The organism is Streptomyces sp. NPDC013157 (assembly GCF_042899865.1).
Lineage (GTDB): Bacteria > Actinomycetota > Actinomycetes > Streptomycetales > Streptomycetaceae > Streptomyces.
The window spans coordinates 161,044-178,436 of record NZ_JBIBAK010000019.1 but is presented as its reverse complement, the minus strand read 5'-3'; the positions used below and the strand labels follow the sequence as shown (position 1 = coordinate 178,436).

At 70.3% G+C, this 17,393-nt stretch carries 16 protein-coding genes and 1 riboswitch; of the genes, 4 read left to right on the top strand and 12 right to left on the bottom strand.

Features of this window, described 5'->3' with window-relative positions:
* Positions 1-68: 68 nt before the first annotated feature.
* Positions 69-287 carry a hypothetical protein gene (locus ACFY6U_RS42145; protein ID WP_390047012.1) on the bottom strand — a complete coding sequence of 73 codons (219 nt, stop codon included), beginning with the start codon at positions 285-287 and terminating at the stop codon, positions 69-71.
* 75 nt (positions 288-362) lie between these two features.
* Positions 363-578: a hypothetical protein gene (locus ACFY6U_RS42140; protein ID WP_351489231.1), complete on the bottom strand. Its 216-nt coding sequence runs from the start codon at positions 576-578 to the stop codon at positions 363-365.
* 231 nt (positions 579-809) lie between these two features.
* On the opposite strand from ACFY6U_RS42140, the gene ACFY6U_RS42135 reads away from it, so the two are divergent.
* The 4 genes from ACFY6U_RS42135 to ACFY6U_RS42120 all read left to right on the top strand — a co-directional run bounded on the left by ACFY6U_RS42135 (position 810) and on the right by ACFY6U_RS42120 (position 5,494).
* Positions 810-1,211 (top strand): helix-turn-helix domain-containing protein, encoded by a 402-nt coding sequence (locus ACFY6U_RS42135; RefSeq protein ID WP_390047010.1) that lies wholly within the window; start codon positions 810-812, stop codon positions 1,209-1,211.
* Between the two features lie 146 nt (positions 1,212-1,357).
* Positions 1,358-1,618: a hypothetical protein gene (locus ACFY6U_RS42130; RefSeq protein WP_390047008.1), complete on the top strand. Its 261-nt coding sequence runs from the start codon at positions 1,358-1,360 to the stop codon at positions 1,616-1,618.
* 574 nt (positions 1,619-2,192) lie between these two features.
* Positions 2,193-2,966 carry an ABC transporter ATP-binding protein gene (locus ACFY6U_RS42125; protein WP_351489225.1) on the top strand — a complete coding sequence of 258 codons (774 nt, stop codon included), beginning with the start codon at positions 2,193-2,195 and terminating at the stop codon, positions 2,964-2,966.
* Positions 2,966-5,494 (top strand): ABC transporter permease, encoded by a 2,529-nt coding sequence (locus tag ACFY6U_RS42120; protein ID WP_390047006.1) that lies wholly within the window; start codon positions 2,966-2,968, stop codon positions 5,492-5,494. Before ACFY6U_RS42125 ends, ACFY6U_RS42120 begins: the two co-directional genes overlap by 1 nt.
* A 100-nt stretch (positions 5,495-5,594) precedes the next feature.
* Here ACFY6U_RS42120 and ACFY6U_RS42115 read toward each other — a convergent pair whose 3' ends face one another.
* The 10 genes from ACFY6U_RS42115 to ACFY6U_RS42070 form a co-directional block, all read right to left on the bottom strand.
* Positions 5,595-6,884, bottom strand: a complete 1,290-nt coding sequence (locus ACFY6U_RS42115) for a class I SAM-dependent methyltransferase (protein ID WP_390047004.1) — start codon at positions 6,882-6,884, stop codon at positions 5,595-5,597.
* 207 nt (positions 6,885-7,091) lie between these two features.
* Entirely contained in the window at positions 7,092-8,471 is a 1,380-nt protein-coding gene (locus ACFY6U_RS42110) for an NAD(P)/FAD-dependent oxidoreductase (protein ID WP_093502015.1), read from the bottom strand.
* A gap of 441 nt (positions 8,472-8,912) precedes the next feature.
* Positions 8,913-9,854 carry an exopolyphosphatase gene (locus tag ACFY6U_RS42105; protein ID WP_390047002.1) on the bottom strand — a complete coding sequence of 314 codons (942 nt, stop codon included), beginning with the start codon at positions 9,852-9,854 and terminating at the stop codon, positions 8,913-8,915.
* Positions 9,855-9,994: 140 nt separating this feature from the next.
* Complete coding sequence (locus ACFY6U_RS42100; protein WP_384489793.1) at positions 9,995-10,513, bottom strand: DUF501 domain-containing protein; 519 nt, start codon at positions 10,511-10,513, stop codon at positions 9,995-9,997.
* 29 nt (positions 10,514-10,542) lie between these two features.
* Positions 10,543-11,019, bottom strand: coding sequence for a septum formation initiator family protein (locus tag ACFY6U_RS42095; protein ID WP_351489216.1), 477 nt, complete (start codon positions 11,017-11,019; stop codon positions 10,543-10,545).
* A gap of 108 nt (positions 11,020-11,127) precedes the next feature.
* Positions 11,128-12,414: a phosphopyruvate hydratase gene (gene eno, locus ACFY6U_RS42090; protein ID WP_351957329.1), complete on the bottom strand. Its 1,287-nt coding sequence runs from the start codon at positions 12,412-12,414 to the stop codon at positions 11,128-11,130.
* Positions 12,415-12,816: 402 nt separating this feature from the next.
* Positions 12,817-13,500, bottom strand: a complete 684-nt coding sequence (locus ACFY6U_RS42085) for a transglycosylase family protein (RefSeq protein WP_390047000.1) — start codon at positions 13,498-13,500, stop codon at positions 12,817-12,819.
* 4 nt (positions 13,501-13,504) lie between these two features.
* Positions 13,505-13,678, bottom strand: a riboswitch (cyclic di-AMP (ydaO/yuaA leader).
* Positions 13,679-13,860: 182 nt separating this feature from the next.
* Positions 13,861-14,871 carry a transglycosylase family protein gene (locus ACFY6U_RS42080; protein ID WP_390046998.1) on the bottom strand — a complete coding sequence of 337 codons (1,011 nt, stop codon included), beginning with the start codon at positions 14,869-14,871 and terminating at the stop codon, positions 13,861-13,863.
* Positions 14,872-15,071: 200 nt separating this feature from the next.
* Positions 15,072-16,328 (bottom strand): cytochrome P450, encoded by a 1,257-nt coding sequence (locus ACFY6U_RS42075; RefSeq protein WP_390046996.1) that lies wholly within the window; start codon positions 16,326-16,328, stop codon positions 15,072-15,074.
* On the bottom strand, positions 16,325-17,335 hold the full coding sequence (locus ACFY6U_RS42070; protein ID WP_390046994.1) for a nucleoside triphosphate pyrophosphohydrolase: 1,011 nt from the start codon (positions 17,333-17,335) through the stop codon (positions 16,325-16,327). Before ACFY6U_RS42070 ends, ACFY6U_RS42075 begins: the two co-directional genes overlap by 4 nt.
* Positions 17,336-17,393 lie beyond the last annotated feature (58 nt).

The following is a 17,393-nucleotide window of genomic DNA, read 5'->3' as shown; positions in this document are numbered from 1 at the left end:
CCCGATGTGTTCCCCCCGAACTGCCGGGAGCGCCACCGCCGGGGCGACGGCGGTGGCGCTCCTGGGGACTACTGGGTGACGCTGATCGTCTGCGAGGCCGACGACTCGGCGGCCGACCAGGCGGAGTGGTCGTTCAGCGCGGCGGACTGGTTGGACGCCTCGATGTTGGCGATGTGCTTGGTGACGTTGACCGTCTTGCCGAAGCTGAACTTCAGGCGCCCGAGGGCCTCGCGGCCCGGGAGCAGCTCGGCGGACTCGTTCTCCAGCTCGTTCATGTCCATGCCCATGACGGATGTCCCTTCGTTTCGTGTGCGGTGAGGTTGAGGTCGAACTCGGTGCCGGCGCCGTGCGCCAGGGCGGTACTACTGGTGGACGCTGATGGTCTGACCGGCGCCGGAGTCGGCCACCGACCACGCCGAGTGGTCGTTCAGCGCGGCGGACTGGTTGGACGCGTCGATGTTCGCGATGTGCTTGGTGACGTTGACCGTCTTGCCGAAGCCGAACTTCAGCCGGCCCAGGGCCTCACGGCCCGGCAGCAGCTCCGCGGACTCGGCCTCGAGCTCATGGGCATCCATCATGATCTTTTCCCCCTCAGGGATAGACATTTCCGATCGGATCGAGTCAGGTTCCCCCCGGACTCTGTCCAATCTGGTCGGACGTGCTGTCCAACGAGATTGGACACTACGGGCTCGAGAACCCGCCGCGCAACCCCTTCGGGAAATCACCCTCTCGGCCGATCGCCTACCCGCCCGTAGAATCGGCCGCGACATGGCAGGACCCCGCAGGCGGCGAGCAGGAAGTGACGGTCAGTGGCCAACGCACTGCAGCAGTTGATCCGTGAGCACCTCGACCGCAAGGGCTGGTCCTACGGCGACGTGGCACGGCGCGGCGGCATCCCCCGCTCCACCGTGCACCACCTGGCCACCACCGACCGCGTGGTCCGCATGCCCCAGGCGACCACCCTGGAGGGCCTGGCCAAGGGGCTGGAGCTCCCCCTGGAGGCGGTGCGCCGCGCCGCCGCCGAGGCCTGCGGGATCCACGTGTACGGCACCTCACCGGCCGCGGAGCCGCACGGCGCCGCCGACGCCGGCACCGCCGATCCCGAGGTCGCGCTGCTCATCGCCAGCGTCCAGAAACTGTCGGCCGACGACCGCCGGCACGTCACCGCGCTCGTCGAATCGCTGCTGGACCGCGCACCCCGGGAGAAGTGAGCGCCGCCGGACCGCAGCCGGACACTCTTCCGTCAAGTCGGAAAAAGAATCCAACTCCGCACGAAAGCGTCAAGATCCGCCGCTAGTCTCTGCCTCACTGCCCGGGAACGCGAGAGCCGCACGACCACGGGCTCTCAGGGGGACATGTGTTGTTCGTGCACGGCGGACCGGCGACGGCCGTGGTCCGCAAACCCGACGGCGAGTCCGTCGTCCTGCTGTCCGGCGAACTGCCCGAGGTGCTGACCGACGCCTCGGTCACCGAGCTGCTGGACCTGGCCGCCGCCATCCTGGACCCGGCCGAACTCGCCCTCTTCGAGGAGTGCCTGCGCACCCTGCGCCGCAACGGCATGCGCGCGGGCCGCCGCATCCAGGTCGACGGCGCCGTGCTGACCGTCTACGAGGGGTGAGCCGACGCCGGGAGTGAGTCGGGGCCGAGGGTGAGCCGACGCCGAAGGTGAGTGGCGCCACCCACGAGAGGTGCGGGAAGTGCCCGGAACCAGACTTGAACCGGTACGCCCGCGAGGGGCAGCGAGGTTTAAGCTCGCCGTGTCTGCATTCCACCATCCGGGCAGGCCATGGGCTCCGCTACGAGGCTCCGACCCTATCGGGAGGCATCCCCCGAACAGCGGACGGGCGACCCGATGTTGTCTTATTTTATTGACGTCTGAGGGAGCATCAGCACCCGGAACGAGCCATCCGCACTTGCCAATAGCGTTACGTGCGGTGGGTGCACGCGTACACGGAATGACGGAATTTCACCGTCCGAACAAGGGGGCTCCACCTGTTCTCGACGACCGGGAGCGCCCTGTTCCGGATCGGGTCTCGGGGTTCGGTGTCATCCCCAGGTATGACGCGGTGCCCCGCCGGTCCCCCCTTGGTCGCCCCCCGGAACCGGAACTGCGGCTGACTACACGGGCCGGTTCGGCCGAGACGATGGTGCGGTCCCCATGAACGCCGTCGTCCCGACAGGAGCGCCCTTCCGTGTCCACCACACCGATCGCCGACCGGCGGACCACTTCCGTGGCCGCACGTGCCACGGACCTCTCGAAGATCTACGGCCAGGGCGAGACCCAGGTGGTCGCCCTGGACCGGGTCACCGTCGAGTTCCGGCAGGCCGAGTTCACCGCGATCATGGGGCCGTCCGGCTCCGGCAAGTCCACGCTGATGCACTGCGTGGCCGGCCTCGACACCTTCTCCTCCGGTTCCGTGCGGATCGGCGACACCGAGCTGGGCTCCCTGAAGGACAAGCAGCTGACCAAGCTGCGCCGGGACAAGATCGGGTTCATCTTCCAGGCGTTCAACCTGCTGCCGACGCTGACCGCGCTGGAGAACATCACCCTCCCGATGGACATCGCGGGTCGGAAACCGGACAAGCAGTGGCTGGACGACGTGATCCGGATGGTCGGTCTCCGGGACCGCCTCGGCCACCGTCCCTCGCAGCTCTCCGGCGGCCAGCAGCAGCGCGTCGCCGTGGCCCGTGCCCTCGCCTCCCGGCCGGAGATCATCTTCGGTGACGAGCCGACCGGAAACCTCGACTCCCGCTCCGGCGCCGAGGTGCTGGGCTTCCTGCGCAACTCGGTGCGGGAGCTGGGCCAGACCGTCGTCATGGTCACCCACGACCCGGTGGCGGCCGCGTACGCCGACCGCGTGGTCTTCCTGGCCGACGGCCGGATCGTCGACGAGATGTACCGCCCGACCGCCGAGACGGTCCTGGACTTCATGAAGCAGTTCGACGCGAAGGGCCGCACCAGCTGATGTTCCGCACCGCCCTGCGCAACGTCCTCGCGCACAAGGCCCGGCTGCTCATGACCGTGCTCGCCGTCATGCTCGGCGTCGCGTTCGTCTCCGGCACCCTGGTCTTCACCAACACCATCTCGGACGCCTACCAGAACAGCTCGGCCAAGGGCTTCAAGGGCGTCGACGTCGCCGTCACCGCCAAGTACCAGGACTCCAAGGGCGACAAGGTCGGCAAGACGCCCGACCTCACCCAGGCCGTGCTCGACAAGGCAGCGAAGGTTCCCGGGGCCGCCTCCGCCACCGGAGTCGTCTCCGGCTTCACCGCGATCGCCGACAAGGACGGCAAGCTGATCGGCGGCGGCTGGCAGTCGGAGGGCGGCAACTACTGGGGCACCAAGGACGCCCGTTACCCGCTGGTCAGCGGCCACGCGCCGAGCGGCAAGGACGAGGTCCTGATCGACTCCAGGACCGCCGAGCGGGCCGGCTACAAGGTCGGCGACACCGTGCGCATCTCCGTCGACGGCCCGGTCCTCACCCCCACCGTCGCCGGCATCTTCACCACCGACGACGGCAACGTCGCGGCCGGCGGCAGCCTCGCCCTGTTCGACACGGCGACCGCGCAGCAGCTGTTCGGCAAGAAGGGCGCGTACGACGAGATCGACGTGACCGCGAAGTCCGGCACCGGCCAGGCCGCCCTCAAGTCCCAGCTGGACGCGGCCCTTCCGAAGAAGCTCGTGGAGACCACCACGGGGCAGAAGCTCGCCGACGACCAGGCGGAGCAGATCTCCAGCAGCATGAGCGGCCTGCGCTCGGGTCTGCTGGTCTTCGCCGGCATCGCGCTGTTCGTCGGCACGTTCATCATCGCCAACACCTTCACCATGCTGGTCGCCCAGCGCACCAAGGAGCTGGCCCTGCTGCGCGCGGTGGGCGCCTCCCGCCGCCAGGTCACCCGGTCGGTGCTGATCGAGGCGTTCGTGGTCGGCGCGGTGGCCGGGGTGACCGGTCTGGTCGCCGGTATCGGCATCGGCGCCGGACTGCGCTCGCTGCTGGGCTCGTTCGGCGCGACCGTCCCGGACGGCCCGCTGGTCGTCAGCCCCGGCACGGTGGCCGCCGCCCTCGCAGTCGGCATCGTCATCACCATGCTGGCCGCCTGGCTGCCCGGCCGCCGCGCCGCGAAGATCCCGCCGGTGGCCGCGATGAGCGCCCTGCACGCCGCCCCGACCACCAAGTCGCTGGTGCTGCGCAACACGATCGGCGCCCTGTTCTCGGCGGCGGGCGTGGCGGTGATCCTGGCGGCGACGACGATGAGCGGCAGCGACGGCCAGGCCCCGATGGGCTTCGGCGCGGTCCTCCTCATCATCGGCGTCTTCGTCCTGACCCCGCTGCTGTCCCGTCCGCTGATCGCGGCCGCGGCCCCGCTGCTGCGCGGGTTCGGCGTCGCCGGCAAGCTCGCGCGCCAGAACTCGGTGCGCAACCCGCGCCGTACCGCCGCCACCGCCTCCGCGCTGATGATCGGCCTGACCCTGATCACCGGCATGACGGTGATGGCGGGCAGCCTGCAGAAGTCCATCGACAAGATGGCGAGCTCGGCGATCCGGGCGGACTACATCGTCTCGATGGCCAACGGCAACGCGCTCTCCCCCGACGTCGCGAAGAAGGTCGCGGCCACCGACGGCGTGACCGCCTCCAGCCCGCTCAGCAACGCCGCCTCCCGCATCGACGGCGAGACCGAGTTCCTGACCGGCGTCGACGGCTCGGCGATCGGAAAGCTCACCGACCTCACGGTGGACAGCGGCGCCTTCAAGGTCGGCGGCTCGGACGTCGCCGTGGACGACGACACCGCCACGTCGCACGGCTGGAAGGCCGGTTCCGTCTTCACCGTCCACTACGAGGACGGGAAGTCGCAGCGGCTGACGGTCGCCGGGGTGTACGAGGGCAACCAGGTGATCCGCGGGATCATGCTCGACAGCGCCACCCTCACCCCGCACGAGACCGACCCCGCCGACATGCAGGTCATGGTCAAGACGGCGGACGGCGCGTCGAGCGCGGCCAAGGACAGGCTGGAGAAGGCCCTCGGCTCCAACCCGGCGATCAAGGTCCAGGACAAGCAGGACCTGTCCGACTCCATCGCACAGGCGTTCACGCTGATCCTGAACATGGTCTACGGGCTCCTCGCGATGGCGGTGATCGTCGCGGTCCTGGGTGTCATCAACACCCTGGCCATGTCGGTGTTCGAACGCTCCCAGGAGATCGGCATGCTCCGCGCGATCGGCCTGGACCGCAAGGCGGTCAAGCGGATGGTCCGCCTGGAGTCCCTGGTCATCTCGCTCTTCGGCGGGGTGCTGGGCCTGGGCCTCGGCGTGTTCTTCGGCTGGGCGGCCGGTCAGCTGGTCGGCTCCCGGATGCCGACGTACGAACTGGTGCTGCCCTGGGCGAGGATGGCGGTCTTCCTGCTCCTGGCCGGCACGGTCGGCGTCCTGGCGGCCCTGTGGCCGGCCCGCCGCGCGGCGAAGCTGAACGTGCTGGCGGCGATCAAGGCCGAGTAGCAGGCAGCGGACGTACGGCGAAGGGGCCCACGCGGGTGACGCGGGGCCCCTTTCGTCGGTGCGCGGGCCGGTCCGGGTGTGGGCCGGTCCGTGCGTGGGCTCAGTTCTGCCAGACGCGGGTGCGCAGGGGCAGCCCGGAGGCACCGGAGTCCGGGGTCCGGACGGCCAGCACCTGGTTGACGCCGATGCGGTTGTGTTCGAAGGCGAGGGCGGAGGCGGCCATGTAGAGCCGCCAGACACGGGCCCGGCCGGGGCTGGTCAGCCGCATGGCCCGCGGCCAGTCGGCCTCCAGGTTGGCCACCCAACGGCGCAGGGTGCGGGCGTAGTGCTCGCGGATCGACTCCACGTCCCGCACCTCGAACCCGGCCCGCTCCAGCTGGGTGACGGTGGTGCCGATCGGGGCGAGCTCGCCGTCCGGGAAGACGTAGGCGTCGATGAACTCGTCGACGTGGTACGCCGACTCGTCGCGCTGCGGGCGCCGCGCGATCTGGTGGTTGAGCAGCCGTCCGCCGGGCTTGAGGAGCCCGTGCAGTTCCCGCGCGTACTCCAGGTACCGCTCGGCCCCCACGTGCTCCGCCATCCCGATCGACGAGATCGCGTCGTACGGACCGTCCCTGACGTCCCGGTAGTCCTGGACCCTGATCTCCACCCGGTCCGTCAGACCCTCGTCAGCGGCCCGTTTACGGGCGAACGCGGCCTGCTCCTGGGAGAGGGTGACCCCGACGACGCTCACGCCGTGCTCGCGGGCCGCGTGGATCGCCATCGACCCCCAGCCGCAGCCGACGTCGAGCAGCCGCTGACCGGGCCTCAGGCCGAGCTTGGCGCTGACGAGTTCGAGCTTGTCGCGCTGGGCGGTCTCCAACGTACCGCCGTCCTCCCAGTAGGCGCACGAGTACACCATCGACGGCCCGAGGACGATCCCGTAGAAGTCGTTCCCCACGTCGTAGTGGTGGCTGATGGCCTGTCTGTCGCTGCGGCGGGTGTGCAGATGGCTCCGTCTGCGCACCTCCTCGCGGGGCGGGGCGGGCGGGACGGGCGGCCCGGCGAGCCTCACCAGCTCCCGGACGGCGGCCCGCACACGCGGGTCGCGCAGCGCCTGCGCGAGGGTGCGGTCGTCCTCCCCGCGCTCCCAGATCAGTCCGGACATCACCGCGAGGGCGCCGTAGAGGTCGCCCTCGATGTCCAGGTCCCCGGCGACCCAGGCGCGGGCCAGGCCCAGTTCGCCCGGCTTGAACAACATGCGGCGCAGGGCGCGGCGGTTGCGCACGACGAGCGTCGGCGCACCCGGCGGCCCGGCCTCCGATCCGTCCCAGGCCCGCAGCCGTACCGGGAGCGGGACTCCCAGCACCTGCTCGGCAACACTCCTCAGCCGCGACGCGGCGTCGGCCATGGCGCACACCTCCAAGACATCGATCCCGGATGCCGGTTACCACGTAAACACCGTGAGGGCAGCCGCGCAGTCCCGCAAAGGAGTTACGACTGGGCAAAACAGATGTAGCCAGCATGTAATCGCGCCGGCCCCCGGGCACGCCGAAGGGCCTCCCGCACCACGGATGGCGGGAGGCCCTTCGGACGGTTCAGCGACCGGTGACCGGGGTCAGGAGGCCTTGGCCTTCTCCTCGGCCTTCGGGGCGGCGACCGGAGCGGGCTTGGCGGCCTCGTAGAACTCCTCGCGGGGGTTCTCCATGGCGCCCAGGGACACGACCTCGCGCTTGAGGAACATGCCGAGCGTCCAGTCGGCGAAGATGCGGATCTTGCGGTTCCAGGTCGGCATCGCCAGACCGTGGTAGCCACGGTGCATGTACCAGGCGAGACGGCCCTTGACCTTGATCTTGGTCTTGCCCAGGACGATCATCGCGACGCCCTTGTGCAGACCCAGACCGGCGACCGCGCCCTTGTTGGCGTGGCTGTACTCCTTCTGCGGGAAGCCCCGCATGCCGGAGACCACGTTGTCGCCGAGGACCTTGGCCTGCCGCAGCGCGTGTTGCGCGTTCGGCGGGCACCAGGCGTTCTCGACGCCGGCCTTGCGGGCGGCGACGTCCGGCACCTGGGCGTTGTCGCCCGCGGCCCAGATGTAGTCGGTGCCCTGCACCTGGAGGGTCGGCGCGGTGTCGACGTGACCGCGGGGACCGAGCGGCAGGCCGAAGCGGGCCAGCGCCGGGTTCGGCTTGACGCCGGCCGTCCACACGATCGTGTTGGAGTCGACCTCGAGGCCGTTCTTCAGCACCACGTGGCCGTCGACGCAGGAGTCCATCGAGGTGGAGAGGTAGATCTCCACGCCACGGCTCTCCAGGTGCTCCTTGCCGTAGAGGCCGAGCTTGGGGCCGACCTCGGGAAGGATCTTGTCGGCGGCGTCCACGAGGACGAAGCGCATGTCCTCACGGGACACGTTCTTGTAGTACTTGGCGGCGTCGCGGGCCATGTCCTCAACCTCGCCGATGGTCTCCGCGCCCGCGAAGCCACCGCCGATGAAGACGAAGGTGAGCGCCTTGCGGCGGATCTCCTCGTCGGTCGTCGAGTCGGCCTTGTCCAGCTGCTCGAGGACGTGGTTGCGCAGGCCGATGGACTCCTCGATGCCCTTCATGCCGATGCCCTGCTCGGCGAGGCCGGGGATCGGGAAGGTGCGGGAGACCGCGCCGAGCGCGATGACGAGGTAGTCGAAAGGCAGCTCGTACGCCTCGCCGACGAGCGGCGCGATCGTGGCGACCTTGCGGTCCTGGTCGATGGTGGTGACCCGGCCGGTGAGGACCTCCGCCTTCGGCAGCACGCGTCGCAGCGGGACGACGACGTGCCGAGGGGAGATGCTGCCGGCGGCGGCTTCGGGGAGGAAGGGCTGGTAGGTCATGTACGACCGGGGGTCGACGACCGTGACGGTCGCCTCGCCGTAGCGCATCTTCTTGAGAATGCGCCGAGCTGCGTACAGGCCTACGTACCCACCGCCTACTACGAGGATCCTGGGACGCTCCGTGGTGCTCATGGCATCGAGTATCCACCCGCCCCGAGGGGGCCGCTCGTGCGCCCCTTCACAAGCTTCCACAAAGGTCGTGCTACACTCCGCCGCCCACGTGACACAGGTCATGGCCGACCGCGGGAACCCACTTCCGATACGACCCGTTGTCAATGCCTCGTGAGCTGCCTCTCCAGGCTTCCGGGGGCACCGTGAGGGCACCCGATGTCACCCTCACGAGTACCTCCCGGAACACCCTCGAAACGCTCTCCTGAGCACGCGCTCGGGCCTGTTGAGCCCCCGAACGGACCAAGAGACCCCGCCGGACCCCCCACCTGCACCGAATTCCTTGTGAAGAACTTCACGAAGTTTTCCGTCGGGGTGTCGTGGCACGGCGTGTCACAGGCCGTTCGGGGCGCTCACCCGTCGATTCGCATGCTCATCCGAGGATGGATCACGCCGATCTGCGGGTCAGGCGACGGACCAGGCGATGCCGTCCAGAATGTCGTGCTCGCTCACCACGACCTCCTCGGCACCCACCCGTTCCATGATCGACTGGAGGACGAGGGCGCCGGCCCCGATGACGTCGACACGGCCGGGGTGCATGGAGGGCACGGCCGCCCGCTCGGCGTGGGTCGAGCGCAGCAGCCACTCGGTGATCTCCCGGACCCGGGCGTAGGGGATGCGGGAGTGGTGGATGGCGGCGGAGTCGTACTCCGGCAGGTCCTGGTGGATCGCGGAGAGCGTGGTGACCGAGCCGGCGAGACCGACCAGGGTGCGCGCCTCGCGCAGCGGTACGGTCTCCTCGGCGAGGTCGAGGGCGCGCTCGATGTCGGCCCGCATCGAGGCGGTCTCGGCCTCGGTGGGCGGGTCGCTGACGTGCCCCTCGTGCACGAGGTGCCGCTCGGTCATCCGCACGCACCCGACGTCCACGGACCGGGCGGCCCGCACGTGTGCGTCGCCCACGACGAACTCCGTCGACCCGCCGCCGATGTCCACGACGAGGAACGGCTTGGCGAGGTCGTCGCGCCCCGCCAGCTCCCTCGTCGCGCCCGTGAAGGAGAACTCGGCCTCCTGGTCGCCGCTGATGACCTCCGGCTCGACGCCGAGGATGTCGAGCACGCCGCGCACGAACTCGTCCCGGTTCTCGGCGTCACGGGAGGCGGAGGTGGCCACGAACCGCAGCCGCTCCGCCCCGTACTCCTTGATGACCGCCGCGTACTCCCGGCAGGCCGCGAACGTCCGCTGCAGTGCCTCCGGCGCCAGCCGCCCGGTCCGGTCCACCCCCTGCCCGAGCCGCACGATCACCATCCGCCGGTCCAGATCGACGAGCTCCCCCGTCTCCGGGTTCGCGTCGGCGACGAGCAGCCGGATGGAGTTGGTTCCGCAATCGATGGCGGCGACGCGGGTCATGGGCAGTGGGTTCCTTCTCTGTTCGTGACGTCTCGGCGGACCGAGCCGAGCCGGGGCGGCACCTTCTCGGCGGACCGAGTCGGGTGGTGGGTGGGCGAAGGCCTCGGGGGTCCAGGGGGCGGAGCCCCCTGGACGGCACGTCACTCGCCGGTGACCACGCAGGCACCCTTGGCCCACCACTCCGGCAGCATGGCGATCGCCTCGTCGCCGAGCGGGTTCACGCCGGGCCCGGCGGCCAGCGAGTGGGCCACCAGGACGTGGAGGCACTTCACCCGGTCCGGCATCCCCCCGGCGCTGGGAAAGCCCGTCAGCTCCTCGATCTCGTCCCGGCGCCGGATGTAGTCCTCGTGGGCGGCCCGGTACGCCGCCGCCAGCTCCGGATCGCTCTCCAGCCGCGCCGTCATCTCCTTCATCACGCCGTTGGCCTCGAGGGTCCCGATGGCGGACGCGGCCTTCGGGCACGTCAGGTAGTACAGCGTCGGGAACGGCGTCCCGTCCGGCAGCCGCGGCGCGGTCTCCACGACGTCCGGCTGCCCGCACGGGCACCGGTGCGCGATGGCCCGCAGCCCGCGCGGCGGCCGCCCGAGCTGCTGCTTGAAGGCCTCGACGTCCGCGTCGGTCGGCTCGGTGCGCGGGGTGGAGGGCGGAGGCGTTTGCATGACTGTGTTCTGCGTGGCTTTCTGTCGGTTCACTGGTCGGACGCGTCGGACTTGTCGACGCCGTCCCAGACGTTCGCGTACCAGGGCCGGTCGGCCGCCCCGAGGTAGGCGTGCGCCTGCTTGGCGGCACCGGGGTCGATCACGACGAACCCGGTCTCCCCCGGCATCACGTAGTGCAGCCGCTCGCGGATCTGCTGCTCGGCGTACGCGTCGTCCTGCCACCGCGCCTTGAGGTCCCGCAGCTGCTCGACCCGCTGCCGGGCCTGCTCCTGCTGCCGTTCGAGGTCGGAGATCTCGGCGCGCTGGGAGACGTACTGCCGCATCGGATAGGCGAGCGCGACGACCATCGTGCACAGCACGATCGCGAGCAGCGCGGCGCGGCCGGTGAGCCGGGAGCGCCGGGCCTGGCGCCTGGTCTGGGAACGGTAGACCCGGGCAGCCGTCTGCTCGCCGAGCAGCTTGAGCCTGGTCGCGGTGGAGAACCGGTCCCGGTCCTTCACGGCCATGTCCCCGCCTCCCTGGTCGCCCTGATACATGCGTACGTCCCCGGACACGGTACGGGACCGGGTACGGGGACGTACGTACGACTGGCTAAGCCTTACCCTCTAGCGGGCTCAGCCCTTGAAGCGGGGGAACGCGCTGCGGCCCGCGTACACCGCCGCGTCGTCGAGGATCTCCTCGATGCGCAGCAGCTGGTTGTACTTGGCGACGCGCTCGGAGCGGGCCGGGGCGCCGGTCTTGATCTGGCCGCAGTTGGTGGCGACGGCGAGGTCGGCGATGGTGACGTCCTCGGTCTCGCCGGAGCGGTGCGACATCATGCACTTGAAGCCGTTGCGCTGGGCGAGCTCGACGGCGTCCAGGGTCTCGGTGAGCGAACCGATCTGGTTCACCTTCACCAGCAGGGCGTTGGCGGTGCCCTCCTCGATGCCGCGGGCCAGGCGCTCCGGGTTGGTGACGAACAGGTCGTCGCCGACGATCTGCACCTTGTCGCCGAGCTTGTCGGTGAGGACCTTCCAGCCCGCCCAGTCGTCCTCGAACAGCGGGTCCTCGATGGAGACCAGCGGGTAGGAGGCGACGAGCTCCTCGTAGTACTCGGTCATCTCGGCGGCCGAGCGGGACTTGCCCTCGAACTCGTACTTGCCGTCCTTGTAGAACTCGGACGCGGCGACGTCGAGCGCGAGCGCGATCTGCTCGCCGGGGACGTAACCGGCCTGCTTGATGGCCTCCAGGATGAGGTCGAGCGCGGCGCGGTTCGACTCCAGGTTCGGGGCGAAGCCGCCCTCGTCGCCGAGGCCGGTGGCCAGACCCTTGCCCTTCAGGACCTTCTTCAGGGTGTGGTAGACCTCGGCACCCCAGCGCAGCGCCTCGGAGAAGGACTCCGCGCCGATCGGGGCGATCATGAACTCCTGGATGTCGACGTTGGAGTCCGCGTGCGAGCCGCCGTTGAGGATGTTCATCATCGGGACGGGCAGCAGGTGCGCGTTCGGGCCACCGAGGTAGCGGAACAGTGGCAGGTCGGACGCCTCGGAGGCGGCGTGCGCGACGGCGAGGGAGACACCGAGGATGGCGTTGGCGCCGAGCGAGCCCTTGTTGTCGGTGGCGTCCAGGTCGAACATGGCCTGGTCGATCAGGCGCTGCTCGGTGGCGTCGTAGCCGACGAGCTCCGGGCCGATCTGCTCGATGACGGCGAGGACGGCCTTCTCGACGCCCTTGCCCTGGTAGCGGTTGGGGTCGCCGTCACGGAGCTCGATGGCCTCGAAGGCACCGGTGGAGGCGCCGGACGGAACGGCGGCACGACCCGTGCTGCCGTCGTCGAGGCCGACCTCGACCTCGACCGTGGGGTTGCCTCGGGAGTCCAGGATTTCCCGGGCTACGACGACGTCGATGGACGGCACGAGCATCTCCTTCTTGGGATGTGACGCTGGTTGTGCGGGGCGCACGTGGGCCTCGTCGGCCCTTGCTCAGCCTTGCGACTAGAGCCTAACCGTCCGAGGGCCGTCGGCCGGCACGACCGACCGGCCCGTGGACACACAGACGGTACTCATTGTTCATGCGCGGAACAAAGGGGGTCCCGATGAAGAACGGAAGAAGAGCGGGCCAAGAAGCGCGCCGGGAAGGGGCGGCAAAGAGAAACCCCGCCCCGGTGCGTACGGGGGAAAACGCACCGGAGCGGGGGCCCGCGGGGGACGGGGGTGACCCTCACGTGGTCTCCACTATGGGGACCACGGCTGTGTGGGAGCTGTGGTTCGGCTGGGCGCCGCTCAATACTTTCGGCGGCCGCGCCGCGCGCTGCGTCAGGTGCCCTACTTCAGGTGCAGCTGCTGGCCCGGGTAGATGAAGTCGGCGTCGTCGACGATGTCCTTGTTCAGCTTGAACAGCGCCTGCCAGCCGCCCTTGACCTTGTGCTTCTCGGCGATCGAGCTGAGGGTGTCGCCCTTGACGACCTTGTACTCGCCGTCGCCCTTCTTGACCTTCTTGCCGGTCGGGGTGGTGACGGTCTTCTTGGCGGCCGGGCGCTCGGCGGAGCGGGAGGCGGCCTGGGTGTCGGTCGAGCGGGTGCTGCTGCTCGACGAGCTGGAGCCGGAGGAGCTGCTGGAGCTGCCGCCGGTGTAGGTGGCGCTGGACAGGCCCGTGCCGCAGACCGGCCAGGCGCCCTTGCCCTGGGCGGCGAGGACCTTCTCGGCGATCTGGATCTGCTGCGCCTTGGTGGCCTGGTTGGCCTGCGCGGCGTACTGCGTGCCGCCGTACGCGGCCCAGGTGGAGGCGGAGAACTGCAGACCGCCGTAGTAGCCGTTGCCGGTGTTGATGGCCCAGTTGCCGCCGGACTCGCACTGGGCGACGGCGTCCCACTCGGAGGCGGTGGCGGCGGAGGCGCTGCCGGCCGCCATCAGCGGGGCGGCGACGGCGACGCCGGTGACACCGGCGACAGCGATGGCGCGGACGGCCTTGGACGGACGACGGTGCTTGCCCTTGCCGGAGAACAGCATGGATCGATCCCCTCACCGACGCCTGCGAGGTGAGCTGTCGGGTTCGGGCCGGTTGAGTTGCCCGGCCGCACACCGTGTGTCGGTGCGCGGCTTCACCCCGAGCCGGATCGGCAGCCTCAACTACCGGCCCCGGCGCTTACCTTGGGTCCCCCGCTCCTGCCTACGGCGCATGACGCGACGACTGTTCCCGGGCGGCCGCTGGCAGGACTCGGCGTTGCGACGGCCGGGGCTCGTGGTGACGAGCGGCCTTGACCGTAAACAGGCCATCAGGTGAATTTCAAAGATGATCAGGGCTTCTGAGACTCATCCCACACTTTCACCAAAACGGACATTCAACTCGAAGCGGGATGTCAACTCCCGCTACTTTTCGTCCGATTCGCTGCCGAGTTTCAGGGTCTGACCGGGGGTGATGGCGTTCGGGTCGGTGCCGATGTCGGCCTTGTTCGCGGCGTAGAGCGCGCGCCATCCGCCGTCGAGGTCAAGGGAGTCGGCGATGGAGGCGAGGGTGTCGCCGTCGCGGACGATATAGGTGCCGGCATCGCGGGAGGCATGGCGGCCGGAGGAGGTGACACTCTGACCGTTTGTCACGCTTTCGTCCGCCGAGCCGCCGCGGTGCTTGCCGCCACTGCTGACGGCTCCCGTGTCGACCAGGCTCCAAGAGCCGCCGGTCTGCCACGAATTGTCCGAGTCGTCGGTCCCGGAGGTGACGGGACTCTCGCTCGCCTTCGAGGCGCCGGAGCCTGCGTCGGAGTCGGATGATTCCGACTTGTCCGTCTTGTTGGACTTGCTGGAACTGCCCCCCTTGGAGCCGTTGTCGGCACTCTCACTCGGAGAGGGGGCGGCCGAGTCGTTCCCGGAGTCCGTGGCGCCCGAAGACGAGTCGGAGCCGGAAGAGGAGGACGAGTCCGACAGTCCGGAGGACGAGTCCGACGAGTCGGAGGAACCGGACGAATCGCCCGAGTCGCCGAGTCCCGTGTCGACGTTCACCGAGGCGTCGTCGGACGAGAGGCCGGCGAGCAGGGCGCAGGTCCGCCAGGGCTTGGTGCCCTGGTCGGCGAGTATCTTCTCGGCGACCGCGATCTGCTGCGAACGGCTCGCCTGGTCCGGCGTGCCGGCGTACTCCAGTCCCCCGTACTTGCTCCAGTCGTCCAGGGACATCTGGAGGCCGCCGTAGTAGCCGGTGCCGTTGTCGGCGCTCCAGGAGCCGCCGCTCTCGCACTCGGCCACCTGGTCCCAGGTCGACCCGTCGGCCGCGCTGGCGTTCACCGCACCGAGGAGCGGGATGGCGATGGCGGAGCCGGTCACCCCGGCCGCGACGAGGAGTGCCGGAGCCTGGCGGGGGCGACGGTGACGACCGTTCCCGGAGAGCATGCGGAAACCTTTCGAGCGACAGCGGTGACCGGCGCGACGGTTCCCGCAGGGGCGCCGCGCTGATGGGTGAACGTATCGGCAGACGATCACTTGTCACAAGTTAATGCCGCGTAGATCACGTGAAGATCACAGACTTGAACGTCGGTCACCTTTTACCCGTACGGGCCGGTACAAGCCTCGGCGAGGGCCTTCTGGGGGCTTCAGCGACCGGCCGGCGTGAACTCCACGGGCAGGGTGCGCAGTCCGCGCATGATGAGCCCGCCGCGCCACCGCAACTCGCTCTCGTCCACCGCGAGTCGCAGGTCGGGGAGGCGGGTGAGGAGGCCGGCGAGTGCGGTCTGCCCCTCCAGGCGGGCGAGCGGGGCCCCGAGGCAGTAGTGGATGCCGTGGCCGTAGCCGAGGTGCTGGTTGTCCCGCCGGGCGAGGTCGAGGGTGTCCGGCTCGGCGAACCGCTCCGGGTCCCGGTCGGCCGCGGCCAGGACGACCAGGACCGGGTCGCCGGGCGCGATGCGCTGCCCGCCGATGTCGACCGGCTCGGTGGCGAACCGCCAGGTGGCCAGCTCCACCGGCCCGTCGTAGCGCAGCAGTTCCTCGACGCCGGTCTCCAGCAGCCCGCGCTCACCGGCGGCCAGGGACTCCTGCAGACGTGCCCGCTGCCCGGGGTGGGTGAGCAGCGCGTACGTCCCGTTGCCGATCAGGTTGACGGTGGTCTCGAAACCCGCGAACAACAGGATGAAGGCCATGGCCGCGGCCTCGTTCTCGGTGAGGTGCTCGCCGTGGTCCGAGGCCCGGATGAGCCCGGAGATGAGGTCCTCTCCGGGACCGGCCTCGGCGGGCAGCGCCTCCCGCTTCCGGTGGATCAGCTCGGCCAGGTACCCGCGCATCTTCTTCACCGACCGCGCGACCCCGCCCCGCGGCCCGCCCCCGTGCCGGATCATCATCCCCGCCCAGTCCCGGAAGTCGTCCTGGTCCTCGGGCGGGACGCCGAGCAGGTCGCAGATGGCGTAGATGGGGAGCGGGAAGGCGAACTCGTGGATGAGGTCGGCCTCGCCCCGCTCCGCGAACCCGTCGATGAGCCGGTCGGTCAGCTCCCGGACCCGCGGCGCGAACTCGGCCACCCGGCGCGGGGTGAACGCCTTGCTCACCAGCCGCCGCAGCCGGGTGTGGTCCGGCGGGTCGATGTTGAGCAGGTGCGTCATCAACTCGGCCTTGCGCTCCCCGGGGATGCCGGTCTTCCCCTTGGCGTGCGCGGGCTCGTCGTGATGCGCCGGGTTCTTGGACAGACGGGGGTCGGCGAGGGCCTGCTTGGCGTCCCCGTACCGCGTGACCAGCCAGGCCTCCACCCCGCTGGGCAGCCGGGTCCGCCGCACGGGCTCGTGCTCCCGCAGCCAGGCGTAGGCGGGGTAGGGGTCCGCGGCGAACTCCCAGGTGAAGAGGTCGGGGGCGACCGGGGTCACTTCTCCACTCCCTCCGTCGCCCGCACCGCGTCCCGGTAGGCCCGGGCCGCCGCCCGCAGGGCCGCCTCCGGGTCGGTGCCGTCGGCCTCCGCACGGGCCGCCAGGGCGAGCAGCTCGTACCCGATGCCCGGAGCCTGCGGCAGCGGCACCTCGAGACCGGCCGTCCGCACCCGGGAGGCCAGCTTCGCCGCCAGGGCGAGACCCGGCTGGGCGAGGGGTATCCCGTCCGTCACGGACGCGCGCCGCTTCTCCACCGCCTTCGTGCGCAGCCAGTGCTCCTTGACCTCCTCCGGCGTCGACGCGGTCTCGTCGCCGAAGACGTGCGGGTGGCGGTGGATGAGCTTGGCGACGATGCCTCCCGCGACGTCGTCGATCGAGAAGGGGGCCTCCGGGTCCTCCTCCGCGATCCGCGCATGGAAGACGACCTGGAGGAGCACGTCGCCCAGTTCCTCCCGCAGTTCGTCGCGGTCGCCCTCCTCGATCGCCTCGACGAGTTCGTACGCCTCCTCGATGCCGTACTTCGCGAGGCCCTGGTGGGTCTGCCGGGACGACCAGGGGCACTCCTCGCGGATCCGGTCCATGACCTGGACGAGGTCGAGAAGGCGGGCGCCGGGCAGGTCGTAGGAGGCGGGGAGGAGCTCCAGCTCGGGCATCCGGACGCGGCCGGAGCCGGCCAGCCGGGCCAGGCCGTCGGTGAGGGCGGGCTCGCCCTCGCCCGTCGCCACGACCACCACGGTCCGGCCGCCGGCGCAGGCGTCGACCAGCTCCTCGGCGGTGGGGGCGGCCTCGTCCACGGGGGTCCCGGCCTCCCGCAGATACGGCAGCTGCGGATGCGCGCCGTCCGCGCACAGCACGCGGTCCGCCGCGCGCAGCGCCTGCCAGGCGGGCCAGGACAGCAGGCCGGGGGCGACCCGGTGGCTGGTGGTGAGCAGGACGATCCGGCCGGGGTCGGCGGCCGCAGGCGTGGCGGAGGGGTCCGGGGTGGGTTCGGGCCTGGTGGTGTTCACGCTCCGAACGTAACGCACCGCCGCCGCCCACCTCGCAGTTTGTCCACAGGGTGGGGGC

Coding starts and splice junctions, on each gene's coding strand:
- ACFY6U_RS42145 (WP_390047012.1), bottom strand. CDS start 287: ATGGGCATGGACATGAACGAGCTGGAGAACGAGTCCGCCGAGCTGCTC.
- ACFY6U_RS42095 (WP_351489216.1), bottom strand. CDS start 11,019: ATGGCCGTGAAGGACCGGGACCGGTTCTCCACCGCGACCAGGCTCAAG.
- ACFY6U_RS42080 (WP_390046998.1), bottom strand. CDS start 14,871: ATGCTCTCCGGGAACGGTCGTCACCGTCGCCCCCGCCAGGCTCCGGCA.
- ACFY6U_RS42100 (WP_384489793.1), bottom strand. CDS start 10,513: ATGCAAACGCCTCCGCCCTCCACCCCGCGCACCGAGCCGACCGACGCG.
- ACFY6U_RS42085 (WP_390047000.1), bottom strand. CDS start 13,500: ATGCTGTTCTCCGGCAAGGGCAAGCACCGTCGTCCGTCCAAGGCCGTC.
- ACFY6U_RS42115 (WP_390047004.1), bottom strand. CDS start 6,884: ATGGCCGACGCCGCGTCGCGGCTGAGGAGTGTTGCCGAGCAGGTGCTG.
- ACFY6U_RS42110 (WP_093502015.1), bottom strand. CDS start 8,471: ATGAGCACCACGGAGCGTCCCAGGATCCTCGTAGTAGGCGGTGGGTAC.
- ACFY6U_RS42140 (WP_351489231.1), bottom strand. CDS start 578: ATGATGGATGCCCATGAGCTCGAGGCCGAGTCCGCGGAGCTGCTGCCG.
- ACFY6U_RS42105 (WP_390047002.1), bottom strand. CDS start 9,854: ATGACCCGCGTCGCCGCCATCGATTGCGGAACCAACTCCATCCGGCTG.
- ACFY6U_RS42120 (WP_390047006.1), top strand. CDS start 2,966: ATGTTCCGCACCGCCCTGCGCAACGTCCTCGCGCACAAGGCCCGGCTG.
- eno (WP_351957329.1), bottom strand. CDS start 12,414: ATGCTCGTGCCGTCCATCGACGTCGTCGTAGCCCGGGAAATCCTGGAC.